The following is a 14,289-nucleotide window of genomic DNA, read 5'->3' as shown; positions in this document are numbered from 1 at the left end:
AGGAGGGCTTTTATGTTAAAAGGCGTTCGAATTACTTTTGCACTTATCGCCTTATCTATAGCAATCTATGGATTTATTAGCGGTAACAGAGACATTATGCCTTACATGTTCATTTTCTTAGGGGCTATGGCTTTCACTATAGGTTTAGAGGAAATAAAAAAACAGAAACAATCTAGCAGCATACTTGCTTTCATGGTTGGAGCTGGTGCTTTACTGCTTGGCTTCTCAGAAATATTTCGGTAAATAATCTATTTAAAAGGTGGAGATTTGTATGCTAAAAATATTACGAATTGTATCGGCTCTTATCGTCATCGCTCTCGCTTTATCCGGAATGTTGACAAACGCACTTGTTACAATGCCTTATATGTTCATCGCCTTATCTGTTATGACCTTCATCATGAGCGCAGAAGAAAAACAGAAACAAAAGAAAGTACATAGTACACTCTCCTTCTTTTCTGGCGTATTCACTTTAATCGTTGCTATTGTTATTATTTTCTCTCGGTAACTTCTCTTTCTACTAAGGAGGGCTAAAATGCATATTAGACAAATACAACTCATCATCGTTTTTATTACTTTAATCTTATGCTTATACAGCACCTTTACAATGAACTTTCAAATCTTTTCACCTATCATTTTGTTCCTCTTTAGTTTATATGGCATTTTAGTAGGAATTGAGACGATTCAAAAACAGCAAAAACAAATTGGAACTATTAGCATCGGTTTAAGTCTTTTTACGATTGTTTTTGTTATTCCATTTATAATGTTCTTTTAAAGGAGGATTATATGTTAAAAAACATTCGAATTATAATAGCTACTATCGCTCTTATTCTCGCCCTATTCAGCTTCTTCGCAAACCTCTCTATGCTTTTACCATACGTTTTTATCCTTTTGAGTATTATGTTTATCCTTTTTGGAATCGATGAAATAAAAGAGCGGCAAAAAGCAAAAGCATTTGTTTATTTTCTCGGTTCTGCCTTTGTTTTATATGTTGGGGTGTCTAGTATACTTTCATAAAAAAGAAGAGCATGTTTTGCTCTTCTTTAACTCACCATTTTCAACCCAATAATCGTCCCCATAATTCCAACGATACAAATAATCCGAAAAGCATTTTTCGGCTCTTGAAAAAATAAAATACCGACAACTGCTGCCCCGAGCGTCCCAATTCCAGTCCAAACTGCATATGCAATTGATAACTGAATTTCTTGGAGCGCCATCGTTAAAAATTGAAAACTAATAATAAATCCACCTATTAAAATAATATTATTCGTCCAATTATTATCTTTTGCTACTTTCTTTATCCCAATTACACCGACAATTTCAAAAAGCCCAGCTATAATTAAATACATCCACGCCATTTTATTTCACCTCTTCCTTGTCGCCACTAAATTTCAATCCGATAATAAATAGTGCTAAAAAACAAACAAGGAAAATTTTAATAAACGAAAATGGCTCTTTAAAATATAAAATATCTACTACTATCGTTCCCACTGTCCCAATTCCAGTAAATACTGCATATGCCGTTCCAATTGGGATTCTTTTAGTTGCTTCAATTAATAGATGAAAACTAACTAAAATTGCAATAAGTGTCAAAATGCTCATCGAATTTGTTTTTAATCCTGTTGCCCAATATATTTCGATTAAGCCTCCAAATACTAAATACAGCCACGCCCTATTTGTACTAATCTCCTTTTTCTTTTCCACTCCTTCTTTTACCTCTTGTCGTGTTTCTTGCTTTAGCGAACTACGTTTCTTTTTCGGAAAAAAGATATACGACATCGCCCATATAAAATGAATAATGAGCACCGATGTCCAAACACTGATAATGGTATTAACAGTTTCATTTTTATAAAAGCCTATTTGTTTATTCAAAATCCATTCTTTCATATGAAGAATATAAGATCCACTTGGTAACTCTTGAGCTGGTACAAGCCCTATTAGAAAAATAAATAAAAGCTGCGCAAGAATGAAAATGCCCACATGTTTATAAAAGTATTGCCGCTCTAATCGTGCGTGCCCCTTTCCATATAGCTTCTCTTTTTGCATAGCTGTCATTTATCTTCCTCCTTTTTCAAATAATAATCTACCATTTCATCTATATATTTCATTGTTTCCGAATCAAGTCCATATACTTTTGCAATCTCCCCCTCTTCAGGTCTAATTAATTCCCAATACTTATTTATTAATTGTTCATCTTCTTGAAATATATGCATGGAAAAAGTCACTACTTTTTCCGCCAATTGTTGAACTTCTGGTGAATCTACTGGTTCATTTATACGCTCGTGAATTTCTCTTAATACTTGCAGCCACTCTTTCGTTCTTTTATCGTTTTCTTCAAATGTTGGTAAGCCCTGAATAATCTGCTGCTCTTCCTCATTAAAATATCTTTTCCAAAATTTCTCCCTCTGATCAATTCCCTGTACTGATTTTATAAATAACATTAAATCTTCTGTTCTAAGCTCTCCTGTTAATTCAATGGAATGAAATGCTGTATATAGTAGCTTTTCTAAATCCTGTAATCTTTTTACTTCCCCTTGTATTGTTTGAATTTCATTTTGAATCGCATTTTTCCATCTTCCTTCTTCTGAAATCCCCTTTTCTTCTTTTAATACTTCTTTTATTTCTGAAAGCTTAAAACCAAGCTTTTTAAAAGTTGTGATTTGCTGCAATGTAATTACATCATCTTTTGAATAGTAACGATATCCTGAATCAGCAACATAAGACGGTCTTAACAATCCAATTTCCTCATAATATCTAAGTGTTCTCGTCGTTACATTCGTTTCTTTTGAAATTTCGCCAATGCTATACTTATCCATCATTTCCTCCCTTTACTTACTTTATTTATCCCTACTATAAACTTTGACGTATACGTTAAAGTCAATACTCTTCATACCATACATTTCTACAAATAAAAAAACTGCCCTTTCACAGGCAGTTTTTCTTTCTATCCAAATACTTTCTCAAGTTCATCTTTATCTTGGCTTAACCAGAAGTTCATTAAGCGTTGTGCTCCTTCTAAGTCGTGAAGCTTCGCTTGGCCACATTGCGTTTCATTTGCAGCTGGAATTTCTGTAATTTGAACCGCATCTTTTAATGTCAGTTCTAATAAATCAATAATTTCTCGAACTGTTGGTGTTCCGCTTACTACAAGATAATATCCTGTTTGGCAGCCCATTGGTGAAATATCGATAATATCAAAATGCGGATAACGATCAATATATTTACGTAAATTGAATGCTAATAAATGTTCTAACGTATGAATAACATCTGGTTTCATTGCTTGTTTATTCGGTTGGCAAAAACGAATATCGAATTTATTTACAATACCGTCACTACCTACGTTGTGAACTCCGCAATGTCTTACATAAGGCGCCTTTACAATCGTATGATCTAATTCAAAGCTTTCTACTGATGGCATACAACATCTCTCCCGCTTTTAATTTAATTCCGTTATATCCAATATGATATAACGGAAATCAACATTAGTAAAGTATTATGTACAGTCGTGCTATAATACTTTAAGACTATGCTGAAAAGGAGACCATTATGAAACAGATTTTTATTGGCATTATACGGTTTTATCAAAAATTCATTTCTCCAATGACACCACCAACGTGCCGCTTTTACCCAACTTGCTCTCATTATGGATTAGAAGCATTTCAAAAACATGGTGCTCTGAAAGGATTTTGGCTTACATGTAAGCGTATATTAAAATGTCACCCTTTCCACCCGGGAGGATTTGATCCTGTCCCAGATAAAAAGGATGACAAAGTAAATTCTTAATTGTCGTAACCATTCACAACTAGATCTAATTTTCCTGTGTCAGGATCTATAACAAGACCGTGAACAGGTACTTCTTCAGGAAGTAATGGATGGTTGCGAAGTATTGATACGCTATGTTCTACACTTTCTTCTACACTAGAGAATCCTTGTAGGAATCTTTCTAAATCGATTCCAGAATAACGAAGTGTATCTAATTTCTCTTCTGTTATACCGCGCTCTTTCATCTTCTCAATTGTACTGCTTGCTTCAATTTTTGCCATACCACAATCGTGGTGACCAACTACACAAACTTCATCAGCACCAAGTTCATATACAGCAACTAAAATGCTACGCATAATACTCCCAAACGGATGTGAAATAACAGCGCCTGCTACTTTAATAATTTTCACATCACCGTTACGCATATTCATCGCTTTCGGTAATAATTCAACAAGACGAGTATCCATACAAGAGATAATTACCATCTTTTTGTTTGGAAATTTACCTGTTTCGTACTCTTCGTATTTTTTTTCTTCAACGAATTTTTCATTGTATTGTAAAATCTCTTCTAATGACTTCATAGTAAAGAACCCTCTTTTCTCTCATTTACATTACTTATATAGTGTACCAAAATTTAAAAACCTCAAAAAGGATATTACTTTATAGTGAAAATAAGATATTTTCAGATAACCGACATAATTCTTTCAAAATATACACACACCTTTGTAACAAGTCCCTCCTATTTAAAACGTATTTTCACTATAAACTGATTGTAGATAATGTAAAAAAGGAGTGAATATTCATTATGTCCGACGTTCTGTTACTGAGTCGTTTTCAATTTGCAATTACTATTTTTTATCACTTTTTATTTGTACCTTTGACAATCGGACTTGTTATTTTAGTAGCATGTATGGAAACTCAATACGCCCGCACATTGAATCCAACATACCGTAAAATGGCAAATTTCTGGGGTAAATTATTTACAATTAACTTCGTAATGGGGATTATAACTGGGATTACGATGGAATTCCAATTTGGAACAAACTGGTCTGAGTACTCCAAATATATGGGAGATATTTTCGGATCACCTCTCGCAATCGAAGCACTCGTTGCCTTCTTCTTAGAATCTACTTTCATGGGAATATGGTTATTCGGTAAAGACAAAATTTCACCAAAGTTCCGTGCCTTCTGTATGTGGATGGTTGCACTTGGAACAAATATTTCCGCCCTTTGGATTATTACAGCAAACGGTTTTATGCAAAACCCTGTTGGCTACGTCGTACGTAACGGCCGCGCTGAACTAAATGATTTCTGGGCACTTGTGACAAATCCATATGCGTGGAACATGTTCTTCCATACTGTAATTGGTTGTTATATTGTTGGTGCTTTCTTCGTTATGGCAATTAGTGCTTATCATTTATTACGTAAAAATGAAGTGGAGTTCTTCAAAAAATCATTTAAGTTTGGCTTAATGTTAGGTTTATTCGCTGCAACTGTTACACCGTTTATGGGGCATCAGTCTGGTGTATCAGCAGCTAAATATCAACCAGCAAAAGGTGCTGCGATGGAAGCTGTTTGGGAAACTGGAAAAGGACAAGGCTTCTCGATTGTTCAAATTCCTGATGTAAAAAACGAAAAGAACTTTGAATTCCTTACTATTCCGAAACTAGGGAGTTTCTTTTATACAAACTCATTTAATGGCGAAATTGTTGGTTTAAAAGATATCCCGAAAGATGAACGTCCAAATGTTAACCTCGTGTACTATAGCTTCCGCTTAATGGTTGCACTTGGTATGTTCTTTATGGCATTAACTTGGTATGGCTTCTATTTAAACCGAAAAGGAAAACTAGAAAACTCAAAACGTTATTTAAAAATTACAATATGGTCTGTCTTACTACCATATATCGCAATTAACGCTGGTTGGATTGTTGCCGAAGTAGGTCGCCAACCATGGACAGTTTATAAACTAATGCGTACAGCAGAATCTGTATCACCTATATCTGTTCCACAAATTTGGTTCTCATTAATTAGTTTAATCTTGTTCTACACATTACTTTTAATCGCAGATGTATACTTAATGCTAAAGTTCGCGAAAAAAGGACCAGCAGCATTAGAAGAACCTGCTACTGAGGGAGGTGCAGCTCATGTCTCATGATATGCTTGCAATCATCTGGTTTGGTTTATGGGGCGTGATTTGGACAGTTTACTTCATTCTTGATGGGTATGCACTTGGTAACGGAATGATTTTTCCTTTCGTTGCGAAAGACCGACAAGAACGAAATCAATTACAAGAAGCAATCGGCCCATTCTGGGGTGGTAATGAAGTATGGTTAATTACAGCTGGTGGCGCAACATTTGCTGCCTTCCCAGTCACATATGCAAATATGTTTAGTTACCTATATACACCACTATTTTTAGTATTACTCGCACTGTTTGCTCGTGCTGCCGGACTTGAATTTATGCATAAAGACGATTCACCAATTTGGCAAAAAACTTGTAAATGGGCATTTACAATTGGTAGTTTCCTAATCGCCTTCTTATTCGGTGTTACGTTCGCTAACCTTTATTACGGACTACAAATCGGAAAAAATGGCTATGAAGGAAATTTACTAAGCTTACTAAATCATTATGGTATTTTAGGTGGTCTGTTCTTCACTGCTATATTCGTCGTATCTGGCGCCCTTTGGGTTATGATTAAAACGACTGGTGAAGTATCTGATCGTGCTTATAAAATTGCAAGACCATTTTCAATGGCTGCTGCTATCATTTTAGCTATCTTCTATGTAGCAACTGCAAATCGTACAAATTTATTCCAAAACTTCACAGAATATCCTGTACTATTCATTCTGCCAGTACTTGCCATGTTAATGAGTGTACTCGCACTTATTATGGTGTACAAACATAAAATCGGTCTTGCATTCACATTCGTTTGCTTAACAATCGCAATGTTTATGACAACTGGCTTTGCAGGCATGTTCCCAAGAATGTTACCGTCACGTATTAACGATGCTTATAGTACAACGTTATACAACGCAGCTGGTAGTCAATTAAACTTAAAAATTATGTTCTTCGTTGCAATGGTTATGGTACCAATTGTTATTGGATATCAACTTTGGAGCTACAGTATCTTTAAAAATAAAATTCATAAAGACTCTGCTAAAGGGTATCACTAAAATAAAAAAAGACACTTCGTTTGAAGTGCCTTTTTTGTACGTATGATTTTCGATAAGATGTTATATTTCTAATCTAACAACTATAATAAAGAAGAATCATTAACAGCTCACAGCTAAAGTGTAACACACAACAAACATGTTACTTTATGCAATTTTGCATATAAAAATTATAACGTGGATTGAATGACTTGATCATACACATCGCTATCCATTACATCTGCTGTACTAATACCACTAAATGTTTGTACTTTTTTTCCTGTATTCGATGATCCTGATCCATTATAAGCTTTCGTTTTTTCAATCGGCTGCACGTTATATTTATCTCCTAAATTAATCGTTCCATTGCAGTTTTCAATAATAACCCCTTCCACAACTGACGGCATTTTGTCACCTACTTTCATTTCCTTACTTTTAGTTTATGAGAATCGCCTAAAAAAATAGCATGTTTCCATAAGAAAAAGCACTCAGGGTGAGTGCTTTTTTATTTACCGCTCTTCTCTCTCTCTCAAGCAATTCCATCGCCATCACGATCTAAATGCTTACCATAGTACGGACTATCTCTTGTAATATCATAAAATCCAGCATCGTTTGCTTCTTTACAATTAGCACAGCGCTTTGGCTCTTGATTTACTCCTGGTCTTTCCTCATATGGTAATGTCGCATTATATAAGAACTGTACATATTGTTCACGGGTCACATTCATCTTAGGTGAAAACATATTATCGCCTGTTCCCGCGGAAATTTTATTAGATTGCACAGCGCTAATCGCTTTATTCGACCATGATTTTCTATCTACATCTACAAATGCATGCTCTGATTTTGCCACTAATTTATATGCATTTGTTAATACTTGAGCCATTTCTTCACGAGTCAAAGAAGCTTTTGGTCTAAAGTTTCCTTTTTCATCCCCTGCAAAAATCCCCATTTCTATTAATGCTAAAATTTCCTTTTTAAAATTTGTTGAATGATCATTAATATCATTATACGGATTATTGTAATTCTCTTTCGATTCCGGCTTTAGCTGAAGATACATAAGTCTAGCAACTTGCTCACGAGTCACATCATCACCAAACCCAAAAATTCCATTTCCGTACCCACTAACAATATTTTTACTTGTTAAATCTAAAATTGCTTTATAAGACCAATGATTGTTAGGAACATCTTTAAAATCTGCGCTTGCTTGCGCTGTTCCAATTGAAGTAAATGCTGTAGTTGCAACAATTGCACCTGTTAAAATTAATTTTTTAAATCCCATACTTAAGTCTCCTTCTCTTTACTACAATAACCGTATAACAGTATAATAAATTAATTGAATATATTTTTGTCACATTATGTCGAACACAAAAAAGAATCCAATTGGATTCTTTTTTGCTAAGCATGAATGGCAATTTTGGAGACAGTTGACTTCTTCAAAAATTTATTAGGGGTAATATTTTGAAAAAGAAAGCCTTTCATATGTAGGTTAACACCACTGGAATATATAGTAAATTGATAATGTTTATACGGAAGATTGCTAATGTTTAGTATAGATACTTTCCACTATATCAACAGTGAAAAGTATCTACATGAAACAATAAAAAGGTGCCTTCAAAGAGGGCACCTTTCATAAACAGACGCTATAAAACAGAATTATTTATTGTTATACGATTGTTAGATACAAAAAGTAGAGGGAAATGTTTGTAAGAAATTCTGCTTTATATAGTCTGCCTATCACTTATATTTTAATCCTCTTCACTTGAAAATAAATATAATATGCATAATTACATGAAAAAAAGAAAAGACACTCCATAGAGTGCCTTTTCAACCATTTTACTTTTAATATATCGCCTTACATACATTTTAACATATGTATCCATACATTTTATTGAGAAAATTCAAAATCCTTTTTCTTTCATTTTCACTTATAAAATCATGTAATATAAAAGGTATGTCAAATTCTTATACAAGTCGAGGTGTACTATATTTATGCTGTATTTCGGAATTATTCCTCTTATATTGTTTATTATTTTTCTTATCTCCTATTTAAAAGATCCACGAAAAATAATAAACGGCTTTTTATTTAATACCTTTATCTGTTTTTTCCTTCTTTTTTGTGTAATTATATCTGTGAATTCAAGTAGTGATGTCTTACGCTATATTATAATTTTACCTATTTTAGCACTTCTCATTATGCTTCCTTTCGGTATTATTGCCTTAATGTTTGGGTTATTTCTTAATGCTAGAATTTTACTGAAGCGAGAAGGACGACGTTTCACTAACTGTTTAACACTCCTTGCTGCTTTAGGGATATTATTCTTTATGTTACTTCCTATCATAAATCCAGCAAGTTTGGTCTCATCACATTTAGAGCCTATTTTTGCAGGTATTTCCCTTATAACCGTATATTTCTTTATACACTTATCTAACTTTTTAAGTGCTTATTTTCTATACCAATTCAACAGACCAAGACGTAATCAAGATTTCATCATCGTTCTTGGTAGTGGCTTAATTAATGATAAAGTACCACCTTTACTTGCAAGTCGTATTAATAAAGCAATCGACTTTTACTGGAAACAAGCCGCTGTGAATACACCACCAACAATCATTTTCTCTGGTGGACAAGGTCCAGATGAAGGTCTTCCAGAAGCGGAAGCGATGCAAAAGTACGCTGTTGAAAAAGGTATTCCGCTTGAACATACAGTGCAAGAAAATCGCTCTGTAAACACATATCAAAATATGTCGTTCTCTAAAGAAATTATGGAGTCTTTAAAACCTGAAGGTAAGTATAGAAGTATTTTTACAACGAATAATTTCCATCTTTTCCGCGCTGGTATATATGCAAGACAAGCGGGGCTTAATAGCCAAGGAATCGGATCAAAAACTGCATTTTATTACTGGCCTAATGCAATGATTCGTGAGTATGTCGCAATCGTTGTGATGGGACGTAAACGTCATATGAAAGTTTGCGGAGCTATTTTAGGATTTTCTTTATTCCTATCCGTGCTTAGTTTTATCATTTCTTAATAACCTCCCATCCTTTGAAAGGATGGGATTTCTTATACTCATTTCAAAAATATTTTAAAGATAATATGGTGATAATATTCCCTGCATACATCCATTAAAGGAGAAATTTTTCAAATTAAATGTTAAAATGAAATTTAGGTGTGAATTACGTAACAAATAAGAAACTAGTTTGAAACGAGGAAATTACATGGAGAAAATTATCAAAAACAAGCCCAATAAGCTAAAAATCGCTTCAAAAGCTTTGATGATTATTATTGGGGCATTTATCACAGCATACGGATTAGAAGCGGTATTAATTCCAAATAACGTATCAGACGGTGGTGTGACTGGTTTAAGTATCGTTAGTTCAAGATTATTTGGATTGCCATTAGGAGCTCTAATCGCAGTTATTAACATTCCTTTCGTTTGGTTAGGATATAAACAAATAGGTAAAAGCTTTGCAATTTATTCTATTATCGGGATTGCTTCATTAGCAATAGGTACCGTTGTTATGCACGGAATACCTACTATTATTGAAGGCGATACACTACTCGTTACAGTTGTTGGTGGTATTATTATCGGTTTCGGTATGGGACTAGCATTACGTAACGGCGGCGCATTAGATGGAATCGATATGCTAGCTGTATTACTTTCTCGTAAGTTACCTTTTGGAACAAGTGACCTTATTTTATTCTTAAACATGTTCGTATTTATTTTCGTATCAACAGTATTCGGTCTTCAAGGAGCTATCCTTTCGGCAATTGCTTACTTTATCGCTTCTAAAGTGATTCATATCGTTGAAGTTGGTTTAAGTGGTTCGAAAACATTTAAAATCATTACGAAAGAACCTGAATTAATGGTAGAAACAATTCGCGATCGTTTAGGCCGAAGCGCAACATACAATGAAGTCTATGGTGGTTATTCAAGAGAGAAATTCAAAGAAATTTCTTGTGTAATTAACCGTTTAGAAGAAAGTAAAATGAAAGACTTGATTAATGAAATCGATCCAAATGCCTTTATTACAGTTTATGACGTAGCAGAAGTAAAAGGCGGTAACTTTAAGAAACGTGATATTCATTAATCATTATGAATAAAGAGGGTGTGCCAACAATTTGGCACACCCTCTTCTTATTATTAAGTTGCGGTCGATATATTCTAATAATCGCTGATATAATTTTACTCTCCCCATCTTCTTCCTCTCTTAATCCATGCTACATATTTTTGAAAGGCAGGCACTTCATGTTGAAAGCGCAGCGGAACATATAGAAAAAGAGTACATGTACATAGTATCCATAGAATACCTACCACAAAGTGAAATTTCATCGTTGTGCTAATAAGCAAACTGAGGAATAAGACGAGGAACATAATCAAACTAAACCTTTTATATATAGTCATACTAATCTCCCCCTTATAACTTAATTGCACCAGCTAAAAGGAATTAATTCCCATAATAAAAAGACCGAAAAGCACATGCTACTTTCCGGTCTCTATAACTATCTTCTCTTCGTAATTTTTCCTGAACCACCGACCCTCGTTTTCGGAGGAGATGTATTCCTTGGCGGCGTTTTAATAGATGATTTCGGCTTCACATCTGATCCGCTCGAGCCACCTGGTGTTTTTGTAATTTTTCCTTTGCTTCCAGTAGAAGGCGGAGGCGGACTACTTCCTTTTTTCGTAATACTTCCTGTATCTCCTACGGAAGGTTTCGAATCTACATTATCGCCTCGCTTAATGATAGATCCTTTCCCTTCCTTCGTAATTGGAGGCGGGGTTTTCTTTTCTTCTTTCGTAGGCGGTCTCTCTGGAATAACCGGTTTATGATTTTGTCTGTCATTATATCCGCGATAATCACCGTATGATGATTTTCGTGAACCGAATATATCGTTTAAAATACTTCCCATAATATATCCTTGCAGGAAGGATGGTTGATAATTTTGACGGACAAATTCTTTATTACTTATTTCAATTAACGTATCAGAAGGTTTCTCTTTATCCTTTTGCAGGTTATAAATCTTATCAGAATAAACGAGGAACATTTGATTTTCGTCTTCTTTAGATGCTTGCTTCGGTTCTCTTTCATTAATGAGTTCCTTTGCGACTTCAGGAACTGACCGATTGGCGGCCCTATACACGTAAGATTCTTGTTTACCTTCTTTTGCGACAGATTCTAGTGGATAACGGTCTTGAATCGACTTTGTCTGTCCGCCTTGACAACCTGATAAGGCATATCCAGCAACAACAAGTAATAGAACGATAGCAAGTATAGGGATTACGAACGATTTAATCATGGTAAACAATCGGTTTGACATGATTACGCCCCCTTACGTTGCTCTTATAATTTGTACATCAGCAGGAATAATTGCTTCTCCCTCATACATCATTGTGCGACCATTTTGCCATTCAATACGTAATAATTTTCGATTATCTGATTGGAATTCCCATACGTGCTGTTCTTCTGAAGCAGAGAATGGTGTTTTTCCCATCACAACAACACGTCCGTTATATTGCTCTTCCATATGGTACTCCGTATCATCCATTTCAATTGTTGTCGGAATTTCATCAATCGAATCTAAACGACCATCAATTGGTGTATATAATTTGTAATACGTATTTTCACGGTCTTCAATTTTTAAATAACGAATATCTTTCCCGTCTTGCAGTGTTAAAACAATTTCTTTACGAGAATGCATACTCGTTTTTCCAGTTAATTCGTACATGACTAATGAAACTTCAATCATATCGCCAGGAGCTAACGTTAACAAACTCTTCTCCGGTTTCGGCGGTTCTGGGCTCTTCATTATATTTTTAATTCGTTTAAATAAACTCATGATTTACCCCTCCTTCTCTCTTTATAAACAAGCACCTAAAATAAGTGCACCAACTATATGTAATGATCCGGCCAACATCGCATGCGCAACACTGCCTTCTTTCGTACCTTCTTCTAAATCTAAACCGGACATTTTCTTTAACACAAATTCGATAAACATTTCTACCACTAATAAAATAACGAAAGAAACTGCTGATGCAAGTAGTGCTTGCCATAAGTCGTTTGCTTTCGTTATGGATTGAGATAAAATGTACCCTTGCGCGAATAATTTCATAACGAAACGAGTTGTTACAGCTGTATTCCCATTCTTTATCTCTTTTAAATCATTGTATTTAGTAAAAATTGAATCAACCCACATAATTGCAAATAAAAGTACTGCACTTGCTCCAGTCCATACAAGCATGGCTAACACATTTGTCCATGTCATTGCAAAACCTCCTCTAAAAAGTAATAGAAAACCGACATGAATTCTCTTCAGACATGTCGGTTTCTTTGTCTATTCTATATTATTTCTCATACTGCTTCATAATACGAGCTAATTCATCGTCAACAGCAGAATTTTTATTTAAGCTTGCGAATTCATCATCTAATGACTTTTCTTTTTTATAAACTTCGCCACTTGCTTCTGCTTCAGCCTCTAATTGAAGAGCTTTCTCTTCCATACGGCTTAAGCCAGCTTTTGCTGAGTTTGAATCAAATCCAGACATCGCCTGATTAATATTCTTTTGTGCTTTCGCCGCATTTACACGTGCTACAAGTGTTTCACGTTTATTTTTCAGCTCTGTTAATTGCTTACGCATTTCTTCTAGCTTCAGGCGAAGATTATCAGCAGCAGCTTTATTTTGCTCATAGCTTGCTTTATATTCATTCATCTTTTGCTCTGCATTTTGTTTTTCTTCAAGAGCACGACGCGCAAGGTCAAGATTGCTTGCTTGAACAGCCATATGAGCTTGCTCTTCACGTTTTTTCACAAGTGCTTCTTGCTCTTCAAATAATATTTTGAATTTCTTCTCAAGTGCAATTTGAGCTGCTACACTTTTCTCAGCTTCTTGTACATCCGCTTGCATATCGCGTAAATATTGATCCGTCATCTTAACTGGATCTTCCGCTTTTTCAATTAATGAATATACATTCGACATTGTTAAATCTCGTAATCGTTTAAATACAGACATTCTAATTCCTCCTATGACTTACCTCATATTTCAAATTCACTACTTGGAAAACTGAAAAATCTCCCTTAACAGTAAAGAATATTCATTTTTACAGCCTACGTGTTTATTATAACAAAACTAATATGTCCTTACATGTTATTTCCAAAATACAGCCAATATAATATGACATTCTTGATACAATATTGTATTTCTAATATATCCTCATTATTTCTCTTTAAAATTAACTTACTTTTGTGCACTTTCACTAAATTACATAAGTGTAATGTTACTGTAAGCTAACTCGATAGTTACGTTGCAATATTTCTTATACACTAATACTAGAAGCAACAAACAAGCTTCTCATCATTTCGGAACTAATACAAAAATGTATTGACTA

21 protein-coding genes are annotated in these 14,289 nt (G+C 34.6%); 9 read left to right on the top strand and 12 right to left on the bottom strand.

What is annotated here, in order from left to right; translation table 11 throughout:
* Nucleotides 1–12: 12 nt before the first annotated feature.
* Genes ABH961_RS24240 through ABH961_RS24225 form a run of 4 tightly spaced genes read left to right on the top strand, consistent with a single transcriptional unit; the run spans nt 13 to nt 1,014 of the window.
* Complete coding sequence (locus ABH961_RS24240; protein WP_048541040.1) at nt 13–243, top strand: YczI family protein; 231 nt, start codon at nt 13–15, stop codon at nt 241–243.
* Nucleotides 244–271: 28 nt separating this feature from the next.
* On the top strand, nt 272–505 hold the full coding sequence (locus ABH961_RS24235) for a DUF3953 domain-containing protein (RefSeq protein WP_098076017.1): 234 nt from the start codon (nt 272–274) through the stop codon (nt 503–505).
* A 27-nt stretch (nt 506–532) separates the two neighbouring features.
* Nucleotides 533–772, top strand: a complete 240-nt coding sequence (locus ABH961_RS24230; RefSeq protein WP_000548108.1) for a hypothetical protein — start codon at nt 533–535, stop codon at nt 770–772.
* Nucleotides 773–783: 11 nt separating this feature from the next.
* On the top strand, nt 784–1,014 hold the full coding sequence (locus ABH961_RS24225) for a YczI family protein (protein ID WP_071721099.1): 231 nt from the start codon (nt 784–786) through the stop codon (nt 1,012–1,014).
* A 26-nt stretch (nt 1,015–1,040) separates the two neighbouring features.
* Here the strand turns inward: ABH961_RS24225 and ABH961_RS24220 are convergent, their stop codons facing one another.
* The 4 genes from ABH961_RS24220 to luxS all read right to left on the bottom strand — a co-directional run bounded on the left by ABH961_RS24220 (nt 1,041) and on the right by luxS (nt 3,415).
* Entirely contained in the window at nt 1,041–1,355 is a 315-nt protein-coding gene (locus tag ABH961_RS24220) for a DMT family transporter (RefSeq protein WP_000312450.1), read from the bottom strand.
* Nucleotide 1,356: 1 nt separating this feature from the next.
* Nucleotides 1,357–2,052: a DMT family transporter gene (locus ABH961_RS24215; RefSeq protein ID WP_000126254.1), complete on the bottom strand. Its 696-nt coding sequence runs from the start codon at nt 2,050–2,052 to the stop codon at nt 1,357–1,359.
* Nucleotides 2,049–2,813, bottom strand: a complete 765-nt coding sequence (locus ABH961_RS24210) for a MerR family transcriptional regulator (protein ID WP_404520165.1) — start codon at nt 2,811–2,813, stop codon at nt 2,049–2,051. The genes ABH961_RS24215 and ABH961_RS24210 overlap by 4 nt, the downstream gene beginning before the upstream one ends.
* Before the next feature lie 128 nt (nt 2,814–2,941).
* Nucleotides 2,942–3,415, bottom strand: coding sequence for an S-ribosylhomocysteine lyase LuxS (gene luxS / locus ABH961_RS24205; protein WP_001141371.1), 474 nt, complete (start codon nt 3,413–3,415; stop codon nt 2,942–2,944).
* A gap of 128 nt (nt 3,416–3,543) precedes the next feature.
* On the opposite strand from luxS, the gene yidD reads away from it, so the two are divergent.
* Entirely contained in the window at nt 3,544–3,780 is a 237-nt protein-coding gene (yidD, locus tag ABH961_RS24200; RefSeq protein WP_000809334.1) for a membrane protein insertion efficiency factor YidD, read from the top strand.
* Here yidD and ABH961_RS24195 read toward each other — a convergent pair.
* Nucleotides 3,777–4,340: a beta-class carbonic anhydrase gene (locus tag ABH961_RS24195; RefSeq protein WP_048541035.1), complete on the bottom strand. Its 564-nt coding sequence runs from the start codon at nt 4,338–4,340 to the stop codon at nt 3,777–3,779. The genes yidD and ABH961_RS24195 overlap by 4 nt on opposite strands.
* Before the next feature lie 224 nt (nt 4,341–4,564).
* On the opposite strand from ABH961_RS24195, the gene cydA reads away from it, so the two are divergent.
* Both cydA and cydB read left to right on the top strand, forming a co-directional pair.
* Nucleotides 4,565–5,914: a cytochrome ubiquinol oxidase subunit I gene (cydA, locus tag ABH961_RS24190; protein WP_048541033.1), complete on the top strand. Its 1,350-nt coding sequence runs from the start codon at nt 4,565–4,567 to the stop codon at nt 5,912–5,914.
* Nucleotides 5,904–6,932, top strand: coding sequence for a cytochrome d ubiquinol oxidase subunit II (gene cydB / locus ABH961_RS24185; protein ID WP_000017650.1), 1,029 nt, complete (start codon nt 5,904–5,906; stop codon nt 6,930–6,932). Before cydA ends, cydB begins: the two co-directional genes overlap by 11 nt.
* A 167-nt stretch (nt 6,933–7,099) precedes the next feature.
* Here the strand turns inward: cydB and ABH961_RS24180 are convergent, their stop codons facing one another.
* Nucleotides 7,100–7,333 (bottom strand): spore germination protein, encoded by a 234-nt coding sequence (locus ABH961_RS24180; RefSeq protein WP_098076023.1) that lies wholly within the window; start codon nt 7,331–7,333, stop codon nt 7,100–7,102.
* A gap of 104 nt (nt 7,334–7,437) precedes the next feature.
* The gene (locus tag ABH961_RS24175; protein ID WP_098642336.1) at nt 7,438–8,187 is read right to left on the bottom strand and encodes an S-layer homology domain-containing protein; all 750 of its coding nucleotides are present in this window, start codon (nt 8,185–8,187) and stop codon (nt 7,438–7,440) included.
* 710 nt (nt 8,188–8,897) lie between these two features.
* Here ABH961_RS24175 and ABH961_RS24170 point away from each other — a divergent pair.
* Nucleotides 8,898–9,935 (top strand): YdcF family protein, encoded by a 1,038-nt coding sequence (locus ABH961_RS24170; RefSeq protein WP_404520162.1) that lies wholly within the window; start codon nt 8,898–8,900, stop codon nt 9,933–9,935.
* Nucleotides 9,936–10,122: 187 nt separating this feature from the next.
* The gene (locus ABH961_RS24165; RefSeq protein WP_000411242.1) at nt 10,123–10,995 is read left to right on the top strand and encodes a YitT family protein; all 873 of its coding nucleotides are present in this window, start codon (nt 10,123–10,125) and stop codon (nt 10,993–10,995) included.
* A gap of 95 nt (nt 10,996–11,090) precedes the next feature.
* Here ABH961_RS24165 and ABH961_RS24160 read toward each other — a convergent pair whose 3' ends face one another.
* From ABH961_RS24160 to ABH961_RS24140, 5 genes are all read right to left on the bottom strand, one after another.
* Nucleotides 11,091–11,309 (bottom strand): hypothetical protein, encoded by a 219-nt coding sequence (locus ABH961_RS24160; RefSeq protein WP_087984897.1) that lies wholly within the window; start codon nt 11,307–11,309, stop codon nt 11,091–11,093.
* 98 nt (nt 11,310–11,407) lie between these two features.
* Nucleotides 11,408–12,223 carry a DUF4247 domain-containing protein gene (locus ABH961_RS24155; protein WP_098076027.1) on the bottom strand — a complete coding sequence of 272 codons (816 nt, stop codon included), beginning with the start codon at nt 12,221–12,223 and terminating at the stop codon, nt 11,408–11,410.
* A 12-nt stretch (nt 12,224–12,235) separates the two neighbouring features.
* Nucleotides 12,236–12,742, bottom strand: coding sequence for a DUF4178 domain-containing protein (locus tag ABH961_RS24150; protein ID WP_000051749.1), 507 nt, complete (start codon nt 12,740–12,742; stop codon nt 12,236–12,238).
* Between the two features lie 21 nt (nt 12,743–12,763).
* Nucleotides 12,764–13,168: a DUF350 domain-containing protein gene (locus tag ABH961_RS24145; RefSeq protein WP_000220323.1), complete on the bottom strand. Its 405-nt coding sequence runs from the start codon at nt 13,166–13,168 to the stop codon at nt 12,764–12,766.
* A gap of 79 nt (nt 13,169–13,247) precedes the next feature.
* A complete protein-coding gene (locus tag ABH961_RS24140) occupies nt 13,248–13,913 on the bottom strand; it encodes a PspA/IM30 family protein (protein ID WP_000110287.1) in 666 nt (221 codons plus the stop codon).
* Between the last annotated feature and the right edge of the window lie 376 nt (nt 13,914–14,289).

Origin of the sequence: Bacillus sp. RC251 (assembly GCF_044908765.1) — a bacterium.
Lineage (GTDB): Bacteria > Bacillota > Bacilli > Bacillales > Bacillaceae_G > Bacillus_A > Bacillus_A wiedmannii.
This window is presented reverse-complemented; position numbering and strand designations above follow the sequence as displayed.

Bases quoted from the DNA above. Each gene is read 5' to 3' on its own strand.
- ABH961_RS24240 (WP_048541040.1), top strand. From the start codon at position 13: ATGTTAAAAGGCGTTCGAATTACTTTTGCACTTATCGCCTTATCTATA.
- ABH961_RS24235 (WP_098076017.1), top strand. From the start codon at position 272: ATGCTAAAAATATTACGAATTGTATCGGCTCTTATCGTCATCGCTCTC.
- ABH961_RS24230 (WP_000548108.1), top strand. From the start codon at position 533: ATGCATATTAGACAAATACAACTCATCATCGTTTTTATTACTTTAATC.
- ABH961_RS24225 (WP_071721099.1), top strand. From the start codon at position 784: ATGTTAAAAAACATTCGAATTATAATAGCTACTATCGCTCTTATTCTC.
- ABH961_RS24220 (WP_000312450.1), bottom strand. From the start codon at position 1,355: ATGGCGTGGATGTATTTAATTATAGCTGGGCTTTTTGAAATTGTCGGT.
- ABH961_RS24215 (WP_000126254.1), bottom strand. From the start codon at position 2,052: ATGACAGCTATGCAAAAAGAGAAGCTATATGGAAAGGGGCACGCACGA.
- ABH961_RS24210 (WP_404520165.1), bottom strand. From the start codon at position 2,813: ATGGATAAGTATAGCATTGGCGAAATTTCAAAAGAAACGAATGTAACG.
- luxS (WP_001141371.1), bottom strand. From the start codon at position 3,415: ATGCCATCAGTAGAAAGCTTTGAATTAGATCATACGATTGTAAAGGCG.
- yidD (WP_000809334.1), top strand. From the start codon at position 3,544: ATGAAACAGATTTTTATTGGCATTATACGGTTTTATCAAAAATTCATT.
- ABH961_RS24195 (WP_048541035.1), bottom strand. From the start codon at position 4,340: ATGAAGTCATTAGAAGAGATTTTACAATACAATGAAAAATTCGTTGAA.
- cydA (WP_048541033.1), top strand. From the start codon at position 4,565: ATGTCCGACGTTCTGTTACTGAGTCGTTTTCAATTTGCAATTACTATT.
- cydB (WP_000017650.1), top strand. From the start codon at position 5,904: ATGTCTCATGATATGCTTGCAATCATCTGGTTTGGTTTATGGGGCGTG.
- ABH961_RS24180 (WP_098076023.1), bottom strand. From the start codon at position 7,333: ATGAAAGTAGGTGACAAAATGCCGTCAGTTGTGGAAGGGGTTATTATT.
- ABH961_RS24175 (WP_098642336.1), bottom strand. From the start codon at position 8,187: ATGGGATTTAAAAAATTAATTTTAACAGGTGCAATTGTTGCAACTACA.
- ABH961_RS24170 (WP_404520162.1), top strand. From the start codon at position 8,898: ATGCTGTATTTCGGAATTATTCCTCTTATATTGTTTATTATTTTTCTT.
- ABH961_RS24165 (WP_000411242.1), top strand. From the start codon at position 10,123: ATGGAGAAAATTATCAAAAACAAGCCCAATAAGCTAAAAATCGCTTCA.
- ABH961_RS24160 (WP_087984897.1), bottom strand. From the start codon at position 11,309: ATGACTATATATAAAAGGTTTAGTTTGATTATGTTCCTCGTCTTATTC.
- ABH961_RS24155 (WP_098076027.1), bottom strand. From the start codon at position 12,223: ATGTCAAACCGATTGTTTACCATGATTAAATCGTTCGTAATCCCTATA.
- ABH961_RS24150 (WP_000051749.1), bottom strand. From the start codon at position 12,742: ATGAGTTTATTTAAACGAATTAAAAATATAATGAAGAGCCCAGAACCG.
- ABH961_RS24145 (WP_000220323.1), bottom strand. From the start codon at position 13,168: ATGACATGGACAAATGTGTTAGCCATGCTTGTATGGACTGGAGCAAGT.
- ABH961_RS24140 (WP_000110287.1), bottom strand. From the start codon at position 13,913: ATGTCTGTATTTAAACGATTACGAGATTTAACAATGTCGAATGTATAT.